13 protein-coding genes are annotated in these 16,746 nt (G+C 65.5%); 3 read left to right on the top strand and 10 right to left on the bottom strand.

What is annotated here, in order from left to right:
* The first annotated feature begins 18 nt into the window (after window positions 1-18).
* The 3 genes from MRUB_RS08640 to MRUB_RS08630 all read left to right on the top strand — a co-directional run bounded on the left by MRUB_RS08640 (window position 19) and on the right by MRUB_RS08630 (window position 6,237).
* Window positions 19-4,596, top strand: a complete 4,578-nt coding sequence (locus tag MRUB_RS08640) for a DNA-directed RNA polymerase subunit beta' (protein WP_085986634.1) — start codon at window positions 19-21, stop codon at window positions 4,594-4,596.
* 105 nt (window positions 4,597-4,701) lie between these two features.
* The gene (locus MRUB_RS08635) at window positions 4,702-5,523 is read left to right on the top strand and encodes a purine-nucleoside phosphorylase (protein WP_013013966.1); all 822 of its coding nucleotides are present in this window, start codon (window positions 4,702-4,704) and stop codon (window positions 5,521-5,523) included.
* A 69-nt stretch (window positions 5,524-5,592) separates the two neighbouring features.
* A complete protein-coding gene (locus tag MRUB_RS08630; protein ID WP_013013965.1) occupies window positions 5,593-6,237 on the top strand; it encodes a YggS family pyridoxal phosphate-dependent enzyme in 645 nt (214 codons plus the stop codon).
* Here MRUB_RS08630 and MRUB_RS08625 read toward each other — a convergent pair.
* From MRUB_RS08625 to MRUB_RS08580, 10 genes are all read right to left on the bottom strand, one after another.
* Complete coding sequence (locus MRUB_RS08625) at window positions 6,234-7,028, bottom strand: DeoR/GlpR family DNA-binding transcription regulator (RefSeq protein WP_013013964.1); 795 nt, start codon at window positions 7,026-7,028, stop codon at window positions 6,234-6,236. The genes MRUB_RS08630 and MRUB_RS08625 overlap by 4 nt on opposite strands.
* Before the next feature lie 19 nt (window positions 7,029-7,047).
* Complete coding sequence (gene iolB / locus MRUB_RS08620) at window positions 7,048-7,878, bottom strand: 5-deoxy-glucuronate isomerase (protein WP_013013963.1); 831 nt, start codon at window positions 7,876-7,878, stop codon at window positions 7,048-7,050.
* Window positions 7,875-8,879, bottom strand: a complete 1,005-nt coding sequence (gene iolG, locus MRUB_RS08615; protein ID WP_013013962.1) for an inositol 2-dehydrogenase — start codon at window positions 8,877-8,879, stop codon at window positions 7,875-7,877. Before iolG (MRUB_RS08615) ends, iolB begins: the two co-directional genes overlap by 4 nt.
* Window positions 8,880-8,894: 15 nt before the next feature.
* Window positions 8,895-9,701 carry a sugar phosphate isomerase/epimerase family protein gene (locus tag MRUB_RS08610; RefSeq protein WP_013013961.1) on the bottom strand — a complete coding sequence of 269 codons (807 nt, stop codon included), beginning with the start codon at window positions 9,699-9,701 and terminating at the stop codon, window positions 8,895-8,897.
* A 97-nt stretch (window positions 9,702-9,798) separates the two neighbouring features.
* The gene (iolC, locus tag MRUB_RS08605; protein ID WP_013013960.1) at window positions 9,799-10,812 is read right to left on the bottom strand and encodes a 5-dehydro-2-deoxygluconokinase; all 1,014 of its coding nucleotides are present in this window, start codon (window positions 10,810-10,812) and stop codon (window positions 9,799-9,801) included.
* Entirely contained in the window at window positions 10,809-11,735 is a 927-nt protein-coding gene (locus MRUB_RS08600; protein WP_013013959.1) for a TIM barrel protein, read from the bottom strand. Before MRUB_RS08600 ends, iolC begins: the two co-directional genes overlap by 4 nt.
* 12 nt (window positions 11,736-11,747) lie before the next feature.
* Window positions 11,748-13,622 carry a 3D-(3,5/4)-trihydroxycyclohexane-1,2-dione acylhydrolase (decyclizing) gene (gene iolD / locus MRUB_RS08595; protein WP_013013958.1) on the bottom strand — a complete coding sequence of 625 codons (1,875 nt, stop codon included), beginning with the start codon at window positions 13,620-13,622 and terminating at the stop codon, window positions 11,748-11,750.
* A 152-nt stretch (window positions 13,623-13,774) separates the two neighbouring features.
* Window positions 13,775-14,785 (bottom strand): inositol 2-dehydrogenase, encoded by a 1,011-nt coding sequence (gene iolG / locus MRUB_RS08590; RefSeq protein ID WP_152024886.1) that lies wholly within the window; start codon window positions 14,783-14,785, stop codon window positions 13,775-13,777.
* Between the two features lie 48 nt (window positions 14,786-14,833).
* Entirely contained in the window at window positions 14,834-15,676 is an 843-nt protein-coding gene (locus MRUB_RS08585; protein ID WP_013013956.1) for an ATP-binding cassette domain-containing protein, read from the bottom strand.
* Between the two features lie 2 nt (window positions 15,677-15,678).
* Window positions 15,679-16,713 (bottom strand): ABC transporter permease, encoded by a 1,035-nt coding sequence (locus MRUB_RS08580; protein ID WP_013013955.1) that lies wholly within the window; start codon window positions 16,711-16,713, stop codon window positions 15,679-15,681.
* Between the last annotated feature and the right edge of the window lie 33 nt (window positions 16,714-16,746).

The following is a 16,746-nucleotide window of genomic DNA, read 5'->3' as shown; positions in this document are numbered from 1 at the left end:
TGCACGGAGTGAGCAATGATTAAACGAGAAGTTCGTAAAGTACGAATCGGCCTGGCCTCCCCCGAGAAGATTCGGAGCTGGAGCTATGGCGAGGTTGAAAAACCCGAGACCATCAACTATCGCACCCTGAAGCCTGAGCGCGACGGGCTTTTTGACGAGCGCATCTTCGGGCCGCAAAAAGACTACGAGTGCGCCTGCGGCAAGTACAAGCGCCAGCGTTTCGAGGGCAAGGTGTGTGAACGCTGTGGGGTGGAGGTTACCAAGAGCATCGTACGGCGCTACCGCATGGGGCATGTGGAGCTGGCCACCCCGGTGGCCCACATCTGGTATGTCAAGGACGTACCCAGCAAGATTGGCACCCTGCTCGACCTATCGGCCCAGGAGCTGGAGCAGGTTCTGTACTTTGCCAAGTACATCACCATCGACCCCAAGGGGGCCATGCTAAACGGCGTGCCGGTGCAGAAGCGCCAGCTCCTCACCGATGACGAGTACCGCGAGCTGCGCTTTGGTCGCCAGGAAACCTACACCATTCCAGCCGGGGTTGAGACCTTCGTCAAAGACGGGGACGAGGTGAAGAAAGGCCAGGAGTTGGCCCCCGGTGTGGTGAGCAAGATGGACGGGCTGGTGCTCTTCCGCTTCCCCCGTCGCATCCGCCTGGAGTACATCGAGACCGAGCGGGCCAGCCTGACCCTGCCCAAGGCGGCCTGGATCGAACAGGAAACCTACAAGCCGGGTGAGCCCCTGGCCGAGCTCGAGGACTCCTACCAGATTATTAGCGAGGATGCGGGTGTGGTGGATGTGGAGGACATCGGGGATGGGGCTTTGGTGAAAATCCTCGATCCGGACAGCGGCACGCCCACCGCAACCTATCTCATTCCTACCGGAATGCACCTCAAAGTGGGCCAGGGCGAGCTGGTTGGCAACGGCGATGTGCTGGCCCAGGGCAAAGGGCAGCTCCGGATGCCCCGGGGGCGCCGGGTTGCAAAGCTGGTGGCCGATACCTCCAAAAAAGAGGTGCACCTTAGCCTTACCCTCGAGCGCACCCGGGTGGTGGACTACCCCCTCCAGCCCCATATGCACGTGCTGGTTGGTGAGGGCACGAGCGTGCGCAAGGGCGATAAGCTGGTGGGGGCCATCGATCCGGAGGAAGAGGTCTACGCCGAGTCCGACGGGGTGGTGCACCTGCACGAGCCGGCCTCCATTGTGGTAATGAAGGCCAAGCTCTACCCCTTCGAAGACGATGTGGAGGTAACCAACGGCGACCGGGTCTCGCCCGGCGACGCCCTGGCCGACGGCGGCAAGGTAACCTCGGAGATCTACGGCCGGGTGGAGGTGGACTTCATCCGCATGGCGGTGCGGGTGATCGAGTCCTACGACATTGACGCCAAGATGGGGGCCCAGGCCATCCAGGAGCTGCTCAAGGAGATTGACCTGGGCGTGCTCGAGGCCGAACTGGTCGAGGAGATGAAACACCCCAGCCGGGCCCGGCGGGCCAAGGCCCGCAAGCGCCTGGAAGTGGTGCGGGCCTTCCGCGACTCGGGCAACCGCCCCGAGTGGATGATCCTCGAGGCCGTGCCGGTGCTGCCCCCCGACCTGCGCCCGATGGTGCAGGTAGACGGCGGGCGTTTTGCCACCTCCGACCTCAACGATCTCTACCGCCGCCTGATCAACCGCAACAACCGCCTGCGCAAGCTCCTGTCGCAGGGGGCACCCGAGATGATCATCCGCAACGAGAAGCGCATGCTGCAGGAAGCCGTGGACGCCCTGCTGGACAACGGCCGCCGGGGCACCCCGGTGACCAACCCCGGCTCCGACCGGGCCCTGCGCTCCCTCACCGACATCCTCTCGGGCAAGCAGGGCCGCTTCCGCCAGAACCTGCTGGGCAAGCGCGTGGACTACTCGGGCCGCTCGGTGATCGTGGTGGGGCCGCAGCTCAAACTACACCAGTGCGGTCTGCCCAAGCGCATGGCCCTGGAACTCTTCAAGCCCTTTTTGCTCAAGAAAATGGAGGAGAAGGGCATCGCTAACAACGTCAAGAGCGCCCGCAAGATGCTCGAGCGTTCGCGTGACATCAAAGACGAGGTCTGGGACGCCCTGGAGGAGGTCATCCACGGCAAGGTGGTGCTTCTGAACCGCGCCCCCACCCTGCACCGCCTGGGTATCCAGGCCTTCCAGCCGGTCTTGGTGGAGGGGCAGAGCATCCAGCTTCACCCGCTGGTCTGCGAGGCCTTCAACGCCGACTTCGACGGCGACCAGATGGCCGTGCACGTGCCGCTATCCAGCTACGCCCAGGCCGAGGCCCGCATCCAGATGCTCTCCTCGCACAACATCCTCTCGCCGGCCTCGGGGGAGCCGGTGGCCAAGCCGGCCCGTGATATCATCCTGGGTCTTTACTACATCACCCAGCTCCGCCGCGAGAAGAAGGGCCAGGGCCTGGAGTTCGCCAGCGTCGAAGAAGCCCTGCAAGCCTACGAGCAGGGGCGGGTGGCCCTCAACGCCCGGATTAAGGTGGCTGGCAAAGAGACCAGCGTGGGCTGCCTGAAGTATGTCTTCAGCAGCGTGGACGAGGCCCTGCTGGCCGTGCAGAGCGGGGTGGTGGATCACCAGGACGTGGTCACGGTGCGCCTGGGCGACAAGCTCCTGGAAACCTCGCCGGGCCGGATGCTGTTCCTGCGGATTGTGAGTGAGGCCATCGAAGACCCCGAAAAGGCCCAGGAGTTGGTGAACCTCGAGGTGGCCCAGGAGAAGAACTCGCTCAAAGACCTGGTCTACAAGAGCTTCCTGCTGCTGGGGGTCGAGAAAACCGCCAAGCTCCTGGACGCCCTCAAGTACTACGGCTTCGTGCTCTCCACCACCTCGGGCATTACCATCGGCATTGACGACGCGGTGATCCCGGCGGAGAAGAAGCAGTACCTGCAGGAGGCCGACGCCAAGCTAGCCCAGATCGAGCAGGCTTTCGAGATGGGCATGATGACCGAGGAGGAGCGCTTCCAGCAGATTCTGCAACTCTGGAGCCAGACCACCGAGAAGGTCACCAGCGCGGTGTTCAAGAACTTCGAGGAGAACTATCCCTTCAACCCGCTCTACGTGATGAGCCAGTCGGGGGCCCGTGGGAACCCCCAGCAGATCCGCCAGATCTCCGGGATGCGCGGCCTGATGGCCAAGCCTTCGGGTGAAACCTACCCCGTGCCGGTAAAGGCTTCCTTCCGCGAGGGGCTCACGGTGCTGGAGTACTTCATCTCCACCCACGGGGCCCGCAAGGGTGGGGCCGACACCGCGCTGCGCACCGCCGACTCGGGCTACCTGACCCGCAAACTGCACGACGTGGCCCACGAGGTGATCGTGCGGGAAGCCGACTGCGGGACGCCCGACTACATCTCGGTGCCCCTCTTGCAGTTCGACGAGGCCTTCCGCAACAAGCGCCTGCGCAAGAAGAGCGACATCGAGTCGGGGCTGTATGGCCGCACCCTGGGCCGCGAGATCGAGGTCAAGGGCCGGGTCTTCTCCGAAGGACACCAGCTAAGCCTCGAGGACGTCAACTTCATCGTCAAGGCCGCCGAAGAGCGCCTGATTGAGGAAGTGCCGGTGCGCTCGCCCCTGACCTGCCGCACCCGCTACGGGGTCTGCCAGCAGTGCTACGGCTGGGATTTGTCGGCGGCCAAGCTGGTCTCGATTGGCGAAAGCGTGGGGGTGGTGGCCGCCGAGTCCATCGGCGAGCCTGGCACCCAGCTCACCATGCGTACCTTCCACACCGGCGGTGTGGCCACCGGTACCGACATCACCCAGGGTCTGCCCCGTGTGATCGAGCTGTTCGAGGCCCGTCGCCCCAAGGTGAAGGCGGTAATTGCCGAAATTGACGGAACGGTGCACATCGAGGAGCTCGAGGACAAGGTGGTCATCTACGTCTCGAGCGAGGGCTTCTCCAAGGAGTACAAGGTGCCCAAGGACGCCCGTATTACCGTCAAGGAGGGCGAGACGGTGGAGGCCGGCCAGCCCCTGACCCGCGGGGCCATTGACCCCCACCAGCTTCTGGAGGCCAAGGGCCCCGAGGCGGTGGAGCGTTACCTGACCGACGAAATCCAGCGGGTCTACCGCGCCCAGGGCGTGAAGCTGCACGACAAGCACATCGAGGTCATCGTGCGGCAGATGCTCAAGTACGTCGAAATTACCGACCCGGGCGATAGCCGTTACCTGGAGGGCCAGGTCATCGAGAAGTGGGATGTGGAGACGACCAACGAGGCCCTGATGGCCGAGGGCAAGACCCCGGCCAGTTGGAAGCCCATGCTGATGGGGGTGACCAAGAGCGCCCTCTCGACCAAGAGCTGGCTTTCGGCAGCCAGCTTCCAGCACACCACCCACGTGCTCACCGAGGCCGCCATTGCCGGCAAGCTGGACGAGCTCATCGGCCTGAAAGAAAACGTGATTCTGGGCAAGCTGATTCCCGCCGGTACCGGCTCCGACTTTGTGCGCGACACCCAGGTTATCGACCAGAAGACCCTCAAGCGCCTCGAGGAGGCCCGCCGCGAGGCCGAGCAAGCGCCCCTGACCCCGCGCCGTCCGGGGGTGCGTCCGGAACAACCCGTGCGCGAGGCCTGAAGCCGTTGTTGGATCCACGGGCTGTAGGCCACAGGTCTACAGCCCGTGGTCTATACGGGCAACGCTTCTACTCCCGGGGCGGTGTTTGCGGTAGATTGTGGGGGTATGCGTTCGACCTACGACCAGATTCAAGAGACCATCAATCACATTCGCGCCCAGACCGATTTCGTGCCCGAGGTGGGCATTGTGCTGGGTTCGGGGCTGGGGCCGCTGGGCGACGAGATCGAGGTGGTGGCGAGTTTTCCGTATGCAGAGCTGCCCAACTTTCCCCAGTCCACCGCGCCGGGGCACGAGGGGAAGCTGATTCTGGGGCGGCTCGAGGGCAAAAACGTACTGGCCTACAAAGGCCGGGTGCACTGCTACGAGGGCTACACCGCAGCGCAGGTCGCGTTTCCCGTGCGGGTGGGCTACTTTTTGGGGGCAAAGACCTTTTTCATCACCTCGGCGGCCGGGGGGCTCAACCCCAACTGGCACGCGGGGGAGCTGATGCTGCACAACGACTACATCAACTACGCGCCCCTCTCACCCCTCACCGGCCCCAACGACGAGCGCCTGGGGCCGCGCTTCCCGGTGACCTTCGACGCCTACGACCCGGAGCTGCGGGCGCTGGCCCATAAGGTGGCTCGAGCCCAGGACTTCCACCTGCGCGAGGGCGTGTACGTCTGGTGGCCGGGGCCGCAGTTTGCCAGCCGGGCCGAACTCAAGCTGCTGCGCACCCTGGGAGCCGACGCCATCGGGATGTCCACCGTGCCGGAGGTGATTGCCTTGCGCCACCTGGGGGCCCGGGTGCTGGGCCTCTCCACCATTACCGACATGGCCGTGCCCGAGCGCGACCACCACGCCACCGAGCAGGAGGTGCTGGCTACCGCGGCCCGGAGCGGGGCGCTGTTCCGCCGGTTTGTGCGGGGGATTCTGGCGGCCATCTGAGGCGGCCCGTTTGCCACTGGGCTTTTGGGGCCATCAAAGGCTCTGCCAATCTCTAATGAAGTAGCCACTATGAGTCTTCCCGGTGTCTTGGAGCGTATTGAAAAAGCCTGTGGCCGTGTGGGTCGTGACCCGAAAGGTGTCCGGCTGGTAGCGGTGACTAAAGAACACACCGTTGCAGAAATTCGCGAGCAGGTACTGCGCTACGGCCACTTCCCCCTGGGGGAGTCGCGCATTCAGGAGGCCCTGCCCAAGATGGGTGAACTCGAGGCCGAGTGGCACTTTATCGGGCCCTTGCAGCGCAACAAGGCCAAGTTTGCGGTGCGCTTTGAGCTAATCCATTCCATAGACTCGCTGCGCCTGGCCGAGGCGGTGGCCCGCAAGGCGCTCGAGCAGGGCAAGGTGCAGCGGGTGCTCCTGGAGCTCAACCTGGGGCGCGAACCGCAGAAGCACGGCTTTCTGGAGGAAGAGCTGCCCCAGGCCATAGCCCAGATCCAGGCCCTGGAAGGGCTGCGGGTGGAGGGCCTGATGACCGTGGCCCCCTACACCGACACCCCGGAGACCGTGCGGCCTATTTTTGCCCAGCTTTCCCGGCTGGCCGACCGCTATGGGCTACCCGAGCGCAGCATGGGGATGTCGGGCGACCTCGAGGTGGCGGTGGAGGAGGGGGCCACGCTGGTGCGGGTGGGGCGGGCGATCTTCGAACAGACGACCTAGACCGCTGCGGTGTGGGTTTCGGCCCGGAGCGGGGCCAGCTTGTAGGGCAGGTTGCGCTGCTCTAGCTGGGCTAAAAACTCCTTGGGAGCACCTTCGTCGCTAATCAGCAGGTCTATCTCGTCCAGCGCCGCAAAGCTGGCCAGGGTGGCCCGGCCCAGCTTGCTCGAGTCCACCAGGGCGTAGCGGGTATCGGCGGCGCGGAGCATGGCCTGTTTGGTCTGGGCCTCGTAGGGGTTGGGGGTGGTGTAGCCGGTCTGGAGAGAAACCCCGGTGGCGCACATGAAGGCTTTGTCGGCGTGGTAGACCTCGAGGGTGCGCACCGCCGCCGGGCCAATCAGGGCCATGCTGTGGTGGCGCACCAGTCCACCGGTCAAAAGCAGCTCCCAGCGGGTCTCGGAGAGCTCGGAGGCGATGGGCACCGAGTTGGTGATGATGTATAAGGAACGAAAAGCCCGCTTCATCAGGCGCACCAGGGCCAAGGTGGTGCTGCCGGCGTCCAGAATCAGGGTGTCGCCCTCCTCGATCAGCTCGAGCGCAGCTTTGGCAATGGCCTGTTTCTCGGCCTGCTGGAGGTGGATTTTTTCCCTGAAGGAAGGGTTGAACAGGCTCTTGTGGGTGTAGGTGGCCCCCCCATGGGTGCGGTGCAAAAGACCGCGGGCCTCGAGCTCACTCAAGTCTTTGCGGATGGTGACCTGGCTGACCTCAAACAGGGCCGCCAGATCCTCGACCAGCACCGAGCCTTTTTGTTCCAGCAGCTCGATGATTTTGCTACGGCGTTCCTCGCTGCGCATACCACCTCCCAACATACGCTTACTTTTGGCCGATGGGTAGTGTGATGGGCTGGCCCGACCAGTCCTGCCGCATCCAGGCCCATTCGGGTTCGTCCACCGGGGGGGTGGCCCGCTGTTCGCACAGGGCCTCCCCGGCCATGTAGTTGAGGTAGTAAACGTTGGAGCCGGGAGGGGCCACCACCGGATGATAGCCTTTGGGGGCCAGGATCAGCTCGCCGTCGCGGGCCAGCAGCAGCTCGTCCAGGCCATCCTCGGGGCTGTAGTTGCGGTGGATGGCCCAGCCAGTCCTGGGGCTCACCTTGTAGTAGTAGGTTTCCTCGAGGTACAGCGAGCCCATCTGCCCATCGTGCCGGTGGGGGGGCCAGCCCGACCAGGAGCCCGAAGGGGTGTAGACCTCGTAGAGAATCAGCCGTTCGGCGGGTAGGTGGGGCCCCAGGATGTGCGAGACCTGGCGCAGCGCGTGGCCTCCACCCCGCATCTCCACCCGCATCTCGGGGGGCTGGAACAGGCGCAGGGGGTAACGCCCCTCAGCGGGGGCCCCGCCCCAGGCCAGCTCGGTTGCTTGCAGGGCTGTCACCTGGTAGGTGCTGGCCGGCGGCAGGTAGAGCACCGAGGGCAGCTCGCTGAAGACATCCTGGCGTTTTAGCTGGAACAGCGCCGAGCCAACCTGCACTTCCAGCTCACCGGATAGGGGCACCAGGGCCACCTCGAGGCCCCCGGTCTGTCCTGTGCGGGTCTCTCCTTCCTGTAGCGCCCAGACCCCAAACGACAGGTAGCGCCAGCCCGCCGTGGCCGGGGTGACCTCGAGCAGGGTGGGGCCCACCACAGGTCTGAAGTGATGCCTGCTCATACCACCTCCGAAAGGCGCACCACCCGGCCCTCCCGCAGGCTCTTGGTGGCTGCAACCGCGATGCGCAGGGACTCGAGGGCATCCTGGGGGCCGGGCGTGGGGGCCACCCCCTGGCTCAGCGAGCGGAAGAAGGCCTCGAGCTCCAGCCGGTAGGCCTCCTTGAAGCGATCCATAAAGAAGTGGTAGTGGTCGGCGTTGATGCCACTGCCGTACTGCCACAAGGGGGTTTTGGGGGTGGCGTCCATCACCAGCTTGCCCCTGGCCCCGAAAACCTCGGTGCGCACGTCGTAGCCGTAGACCGCACGGCGGGAGTTCTGGATTACCCCCAGCGCCCCGTTGGCGAAGCGCAGGCTCAGGTTGGTGGTGTCCACATCGCCAATCTCGCCAATCCGGGGATCCACCCGCACCGTGCCCCAGGCCTGCACCTCCTCCACCTCGCCCACCAGAAACCGGGCGCAGTCTATGTCGTGAATAGCCATGTCCACAAACAGCCCGCCCGAGGTGCGCAGGTACTCCAGGGGGGCCGGGGCGGGGTCGCGCATCACCGCGATAAACTGCTCGACCGGCCCAATCTCGCCGGCCTCAATCTTGCTTTTGGCCTGGGCGTAAGGGGGGTCGTAGCGGCGCTGGAAGCCAATCTGGAAAGGTACGCCCTTCTGCTCCACCACCTCCAGAACCCGCCGGGTTTCCCCCAGCTCCTTGGCCACCGGCTTCTCGCAGAAGATGGCCTTGCCGGTCAGGGCCGCAAGCTCGATGTAGCGGGCGTGGGTATCGGTGGGCGTGACGATCACCACTGCCTCCACGCCGGGGTGGTGGATGGCTTCCTCGGGGTTGGGGTAGATCTTCTCGGCGCGTAACAGAAGCCGGGCGGCCTCGGCGGCTTGCAGGTTGGGGTCGGCCACCGCCAGCACCCGGGCCTCGGCAATGCCCAGCAGGGTACGGGCGTGCTCCATACCCATCCTTCCTGCACCCAGCAACGCTACACCAAACGATTTAGACATATCGCTCTTCCTCCTTTACTGCGCCCTGGCCCGTAGCCGGCGCAGGCTCTTGCTCAGATCGGCTTCCAAAGTTTCGAGATACCCTGCCCCCTTAACCGGGGTGAAGGGGTTGGGGCCGGGGGCGGTGGCCTCCAGGATGAGCGGGCCGGTATAGCCCACCTCCTGCAGCGCGGCCCAGATCTCTGCGAAGTCGGTATGCCCTTCCCCAATCCCCCGGCGGTTGGAGTCGGCCAGGTGGAAGAGGCCCAGGTGGGGGCCGGCCTGGCGGATGGCCGCGGGCAGGCTGGCCTCTTCGATGTTCATGTGGTAGGTATCCAGCAGCACCTTGAGGTTGGGCTGGCCCACCTGCGACAACAGCGCCAGGGCTTCCTGGGCGGTGTGTACCAGGTGGGTTTCGTAGCGGTTGAGCACCTCGAAGACCACCGTGAGCCCCAGGGCCCTGGCGTGCGAACAGATTTGACCCACGCCCTCTACCAGCCAGGCCCATTCCTGGCTTTGCGTTGCCAGTGGGGCAAAGCGCCCCACCGCCCCGTGGCAGGAGACCAGCGGGCCGCCCGCCTCTGCGGCAAAGTCGAGCAGCCGGTGGTAGTAGTCCAGGGCCTCGAGCCGCCTGGCCGGGTCGGGATGGGCCAGATCAACGTTGGCTGGGGTGAGGGAAAAGAGCCTGAGCCCGTGTGATTGCAAAATGGCGCGTACCTCACTGGGATTTAGCGGCAGCTCGCCCAAAAGTTCGACCCCATCAAACCCCAGGCGCTGGAGCCTCGAGGCTACCTGCTCCAGGCCAAGCGGCCCAAACGTCCAAGTGCAGACCCCTATTTGCATTGATGCTTCCTCCAAGTCATAGGACTAAGCGCAGTCTGTCAGCAAGCGGCTCTATTTAGAGAAGCGCCCGCGGCAACCCCCACAGGTCGCCGGAGCACTAAAACCCCCCGCGCGCCTCGATGAACTCCAGAACTTCCTCCAGGTAAGGGGTAAAGTCGGCACAGCCGATGCGCGTGACCACGATGGCCCCGCAAGCGTTGCCCATGCGGGCGCTGCGGTACCAGTCCCAGCCCTGCAAACGCCCGTAGATGAAGCCTGCCGCGAAGGCGTCGCCCGCTCCCAGCACGCTCAGTACCTCGACCGGAAAGCCCGGTGCCTGTATCACGTTGCCGTCCGGTAGCCAGACCTCCGAGCCCCGGGCCCCCCGCTTGACCACCAGGGCCCCTGGGCCTTTAGTCAGCAGCGCGTGAAGGTTGGCCTCCAGGTTCCCGCGGATCTCCGGGGCGGTAATCTGCGAGTCGCGGATGATGAGATCCTCGGGGCGGCGCAGCATGGCCGCGTTGACCTCCTCCTCGGTGCCGATGGCCACATCCACCAGAGGTAGTAGCGCCCGCACCTGCACCCCGTAGGCGCGGGGGTCGTGCCACTGGTCGGCCCGGAAGTCCAGGTCGAGAAAGACCGTGACCCCGGCGGCTTTGGCCTCTTCAGCGGCGAAGAAGGTGGCGCTGCGGCTGGGCTCCTTGGCCAGGGCCGCCCCCGAGAGCTGGACGGCCCTGGAAGCGGCGATGGGGGTGGCGAGCACGTCGTCAATGCCGAGCTGGATATCGGCGGCGTTCTCCCGGTAAAAGGTGATGGGGAAGCGGTCGGGCGGCTGGATGCCCAGCACCACCGCGCTGCTGCGGGTGCCGGGTTTCTGAGGGATGAAGCGGGTCTCCACCCCTTCGCGCCTGAGGCGCTCCAGGATGAACTCCCCCACCTTATCGGGCCCCACCGCGGTGAGGAGGGCGGTTTTGAGGCCCAGCCGCCGCGCCCCCACCGCGATGTTCAGGGGGCTTCCGCCGATGTAGGCCCCAAAGGCGGTGATATCGGGGAACGCTGCGCCGATGTCGGTGGAGTAGAGGTCAATGGACGAGCGCCCCATGGTGATCAGGTCGAACTCGAGCGCCCTCACAGCCCGGTCACCCTCCGCAGATACTCGCGGTTGCGCTGGGCGCTCTCTTTGGGCTGGCCCATGCCGGGCAGCACGTCCTGCTCCACGGTAATCCAGCCAGCGTAGCCCAGCTCTTGTAGCTTCCGGGTCACCGCGCCAAAATCAATCTGGCCCTGGCCCAGCTCACAGAACACCCCCTGGCCGATGGCCTCCTTGTAGCTCCAGCCCTCGCGGCGGGCCCGGCTGGCAATTTGGGGCTGGCAGTCTTTGTAGTGCACGTACCAGAGCCGATCCTTGAAGCGCTCGAGGCCCTCCAGCACCCGTTCCGGCTCATTCAGGCCCGTGCCGTACAGGTAGTGCCCGGTGTCGAAGACCAGCCCCAGCACCCGTTCGTCGGTGTGCTCGAGCAGGGCCTCGATCTCCCAGGGGGTCTCTACGTAGCCCGCGCAGTGGTGGTGAAAGACCGTGCGCAGCCCGGTTTCATCGTGGACGGCTCGAGCGATGCGGTTGGCCCCTGCGGCAAAAACCTTCCACTGCTGGGCGCTCAGGCTTTGCTCGGGTCGGATTCTTCCGGCGTGCTGAAAGCGCACCGGGTCGCGGCTGTGTTCATCGGCCAGCACCACCAAGGGCGACCAGCCCTGGTTGAGATCGGCCACGCTTTGCAGCAGGCGGGCGGTGCGCAGCACGCGGGCCTCACCGGCGGCGTGTTCGCCGGGCTCGAGCAGGTAGACCCCTTCGTAGGCCCCCAGCATGCTCAGGCCGCGCGAGCTGAGTTCCTGACGAAGCCGGGCGGGCTCGGTGGGCATGTAGCCCCAGTCGCCCAGCTCGGTGCCGTGGTAGCCGCTGGCCTTGAGTTCGTCGAGCATCTGGCTGTAGCCGATGCCCTGTCCCCAGCCTTCGATGGTGCCCCAGCTACAGGGGGCGTTGCCAAAACGGATCGCCATGGCAGGTTCCTTTCAGAAGTGACGTTGTTTCTTCAGGTGGGCCTCATAGGTTTGGCGGGCCTTCTGCACCTCGGGCTGGCTCGAGACCTCAGCCACCGGCACGTCCCACCAGCCCTCAAAGCCGGGAACCCGATCCTCCAGGCTCACCGGCACCACGATGACCCGCACCCCCCGGGCTTTGCGGGCTTCCCGCAGGGCCTCTTGCAGCGCCTGGTAGTTCTGGGGGGTCCACACCCGCGCCCCCATGGCCCGCGCGTGGGCGGCAAAGTCCAGCTCGAGCACCGCCCCGTCGGTGCGGCCCGTCCGGGCGTCGCGCCGCCGCAGCTCGTTGTTGAAGGAGGGGGAGCCCACCGAGAGCTGCAGGCCGCGGATGGAACCAAAGGCCCGGTTGTCCACCAGAATGACCGTGAACTCGAGCCCCTCGGCCACCGCGGTGACGATCTCCGAGTTCATCATCAGGTAGCTGCCGTCCCCCACGAAGACCACCACCTCGCGCCCCGGCTCGGCCAGGGCCACCCCCAGCCCGGCGGGAATCTCGTAGCCCATGCAGGAGAAGCCGTACTCGAGGTGATACGCCTTGGAATCCTCACAGCGCCACAGTTTGAGCAGGTCGCCCGGCAGGCTCCCCGCCGCGCAGATGACCGTGGCCTGGGGGCCGAACACCTCGTTGACCAGGCCAATCACCTCGGCCTGGGCCATCTGCGATTTCTCGGGTTTGGGGGTGCGGTAGTGCTGCACCAGCGCGTCCCACTCCTGCTTGAGCTGGGCCACCTCCGAGCGGTAGGCGGCCTGGGTGCCAGCAAAACCGGCCAGGGCCGCCTCCAGAGCCTCGAGGGCCCGCCGGGCATCGGCCACCAGCGCGAGGCCGCTAAGTTTCGCCGCATCGAAAGGCAGCACATTCACCCCGATGAACCTGACCTCCGGGTGCTGGAAGGCGGTTTTGGAAGCGGTCACAAAGTCGCCCAGCCGCGTACCAATGGCGATAACCAGATCGGCCTCGCGGGCCAGGCGGTTGGCCGCGGTTCCGCCGTTGGCGCCCACCGGCCCCACGCACATGGGGTGGTTCCAGGGCAGGGCCCCTTTGCCGCCCTGCGACTCGGCCACCGGAATGCCAAAGCGCTGGGCAAAAGCCGCAAGCGCCTCCTGGGCCTCGGCGTAGAGCGTGCCCCCGCCGGTCACGATCAGCGGGCGCTGGGCCTGCCGGATCAGCGCGGCGGCCTGGGCCACCACCTCCGGCTCAGGGGCGGGGCGGCGGATGCGCCAGACCCTGGGGGCAAAGAAGGACGCGGGCCAGTCGTAGGCCTCGGTCTGCACATCCTCGGGCAGGCAAACTGTAACGGCCCCGGTCTCGGCGGGGTCGGTGAGCACCCGCATGGCCTCGGGCAGGGCGGAGAGGAGCTGGGAGGGCCGGGTGATGCGGGTGAAGAAGCGGCTCAGGGGCCGGAAAGCATCGTTGACGCTGACGTCGTGCTCGGTGGGGTGCTCGAGCTGCTGCAACACCGGGTCGGGCAGGCGGTTGGCAAAGTAATCGGAGGGCAGGAGCAACACCGGCAGGCGGTTTACGGTGGCGGTGGCTGCTGCGGTCAGCATATTGGTGGAGCCCGGCCCCACCGAGGCGGTGCAGGCAAAGGTGCTCAACCGGCGGGTGTGTTTGGCATAGGCAATGGCGGCGTGCACCATGGCCTGTTCGTTTTGCGGGTGGTAGGTGGGCAGGCCGACCTGGTCACCGTACTCTTCCAGGGCCTGCCCCAGCCCGGAGACGTTGCCGTGCCCGAAGATAGCCCAGACCCCCCGGATCAGACGCTGTTCTTTGCCGTCCCGCTCGGTGTGCTGCGCGGCGAGGAACCTGACCAGGGCCTGGGCTACAGTAAGACGCAGGGATTTCAATCGCTACCTCCTTCTAGGGCTTTAGTCCCAAACATCGGGTGTCTTTTGGTTTTTCTGTCATGGGATCTGCGCGGATAACTCATAGGACAAAGCGGGTCTTTTGTGGGCTGTTGCGCATCTTTTGGGAAGCGCTGGACAGAGTTCTGCATTCTTCACTCCAGAGAACCCAGGGCGGCCACCTGTACCACCTGCCCCGTCTCGAGGGCTTGCTGGGCGGCCAGGGCCAGGCGCAGCGAGTACCAGGCCTCGCGGGCATCGGGCTTCAGGGGCTGGCCGGCCTGTAGGTTCTGGGCGAAGGCTTCCAGCTCGGCCCGGTAGGCCTCGGCGAACCGTTGCTCGAAGTTGCGCGGGCGGTCAAAATGGCCCCCTTGCGCGTCGTAGAGGGTGAGCTGGGGTTTTCGGTCGTACTCGATGTGGATGCGGCCCTTTTCCCCCAGCACCTCGCAGCGGATGTCGTAGCCGTAGGCGGTGCGCAGGGCCACCTCGAGCGTCCCCACCGCCCCATTCTCAAAGCGCAGGGTCGCCACGGCGGTGTCGAAGAGGCCATATTCCCGCAAACCTGGCTCGGCCAATGCACCCCCGATGGCCGCGACCTCGAGCACCTCACCAAGCAAAAACCGGGCCGAGTCCAGGTCGTGGATGCCCATATCCACCAGCAGGCCCCCGCTGGTCTTGAGAAACTCCAGGCTGGGTGGGTGGGGGTCGCGCCCCACCAGCCGGATGCCCTCCAGCCGGCCCAAAGCCCCCTGCTCGATCATGGCCCTGGCCCGCTGGTAGGCCGGGTCGTAGCGGCGCTGGAAGCCCACCTGGCAGGGGACGCCGTGCTTTTCGATAGCCTGCACTACGCGTTTTCCAGCCTCGAGGCTCTCGGCGATGGGCTTCTCCACGAATATCGCTTTTCCGGCCCTGGCGGCGGCTTCCACCACCTGCGCGTGGGTGGGGGTGGGCGTGGTGATGATCACCGCATCCACCGAGGCATCCTGCAAAGCCTCCTCCAGATGGCTGCTGGCCTGGGCCCCCAGCTCGGCGGCTACTGCGCTGGCTCGAGCCTCCGCCGGATCCACCACCCAGACCACCCGGCAGTGCCAGAGGCCCGCCAGCACCCGGGCATGGGCCTGGCCCATCCGCCCGGCCCCAATCATGGCTACGTTAAGTCGTTTCACGCCTTCTAAACCTCACTTCTATATCTGGTGCGGGCGGCAACCCAGGTTCTAGTTGGGTTTGTGCAGCTCCTCTGCGGCCTGGTGCTCGGCGGCAGCGGCGGCGCTGGGGTCTTTTCGGGCAATCAAATCCAGCTCCACCGCCAGGGCCTCGAGTTCCTCCCCGCCGGCCATCATCTGCAAAAGCTGCTCCCGGGTCACCTGGTTTTTGCCAAAGGTGCCGTAGCTCTTGCCCCGGTTGAGCACGGTGAAGGTGTCGCCCACCGCCCAGGCATGGTGCACGTTGTGGGTGATGAAAATGACCCCCAGGCCGCGCAGCTTGGCCTGCACGATGTACTTGAGCACCACCGCCGACTCCTTGACCCCCAGGGCCGAGGTGGGCTCGTCCAGAATCAGCACCTTGGCACCAAAGTAGACGGCCCGGGCAATGGCCACCGACTGCCGCTCCCCGCCCGACAGGGTGCCCACCGGCTGGTCGGGGTCGCGGATGTCAATCCCGATCTTCTTCATCTCCTCGCGGGCCACACGGGCGGCAAAGGCCGCGTCGTAGATGCTGAAAGGCCCCACCTTCCGCCGGGGCTCCCGGCCTAAAAAGAAGTTCCGACTGATGCTCATCAAGGGCAGCATGGCCAGGTCTTGATAAACCGTGGCAATGCCCCTGTCCAAAGCATCGCGGGGCGACTTGAAGACCACCGGCTGCCCTTCCATGAAGATCTGCCCCTCCGAGGGCTGGTGTACCCCGGAAAGGGTCTTAATCAGGGTGCTCTTGCCCGCGCCGTTGTCGCCCAACAGGCAGTGCACCTCCCCGGCGTAGACCTTCATGTCGATGTCTTTGAGCGAGACCACCGGCCCAAAGTACTTGCTCACCTTGCGCAGTTCGATGAGGGGGGTCATGTCTACCTCCGCACCTGCATGGAGAGCTTGCGCAGATGGTTGTTGAGAATGACCGCGCCCAGAATCATCCCCCCCACCATCACCTTGAACCAGTCCAGGTCAATGTTGGTGTAGATGATGCCTTGCTGCACGATGGCCAGAATCAAAGCCCCGATGCCGGCCCCGATCACCGAGCCATACCCCCCGGTGAGCAGACAGCCGCCAATCACCGCTGCGGCGATGGCCTCGAGCTCCTTCCCCTGGCCCTGCAGCACATTGGCCGAACCCAGTCCCATCACCTGAATGGTGGCCAGCAGGGTGGCAGCGCCCGCGGTCAGCATGAAGAGGGTGATCTTGACCCGGTGCACCGGCACGCCCACGTTGCGGGCGGCGTTGGCGTCGCCGCCGGCCCCAAAAATCCAGTTGCCAAAAGGGGTTCGTAGCAGTACGAAGCTGAGCACCCCCATCACCCCCAGCCACCACCAGACCGCCGCCGGCAGGCCCAACAGCGTGCCGGTGAACAGGTGGGCGATGGGGTCCTGGGCGATTTTCTCGTTCAGGCCCGAGACGATGGTGAGCTTGGTGATGAGTTTGGTAAAACCGATGTTGGCCCCGGCCAGGATGAACATCATGGCCAGGGTCACGATAAAGCTGGGCAGGCCCGTGCGCAGCACCAGGTAGCCGTTGAGGTAGCCCACCGAAAGGGCCAGGCCCAGGGTGAGCAGGATGGCCAGCCCCAGGGGTAGGTTGCCGTAGTCGGGGTGGGCCAGCAGGGCCATGCTGATGGCCGCCACCCCGATCATTGAGCTCACCGAGAGGTCGAACTCCCCGGCGATCATCAGCAAGGCCACCGCCGAGGCCAGGATGCCGAGCTGGGCGGCGACCTCGAGGTAATTGCGGGTTCCGGCCCAGGTCAGAAAGCCGCTGTTGCCAGCCATGACGGCGAAAAAAGTGAAGACCACAATCAACCCGGCAATCGAACCCAGCTCGGGCCGCAACAGCAGCCGTTGCCAGAGGCCAATGGGCTGCAACCGTTCGTCGCGCGACTGCACTGTCATATTTCCTCCAGAGCGCGGGGGCTCCCCCATATA

Origin of the sequence: Meiothermus ruber DSM 1279 (assembly GCF_000024425.1) — a bacterium.
Classification (GTDB): Bacteria; Deinococcota; Deinococci; order Deinococcales; family Thermaceae; genus Meiothermus; species Meiothermus ruber.
This window is presented reverse-complemented; position numbering and strand designations above follow the sequence as displayed.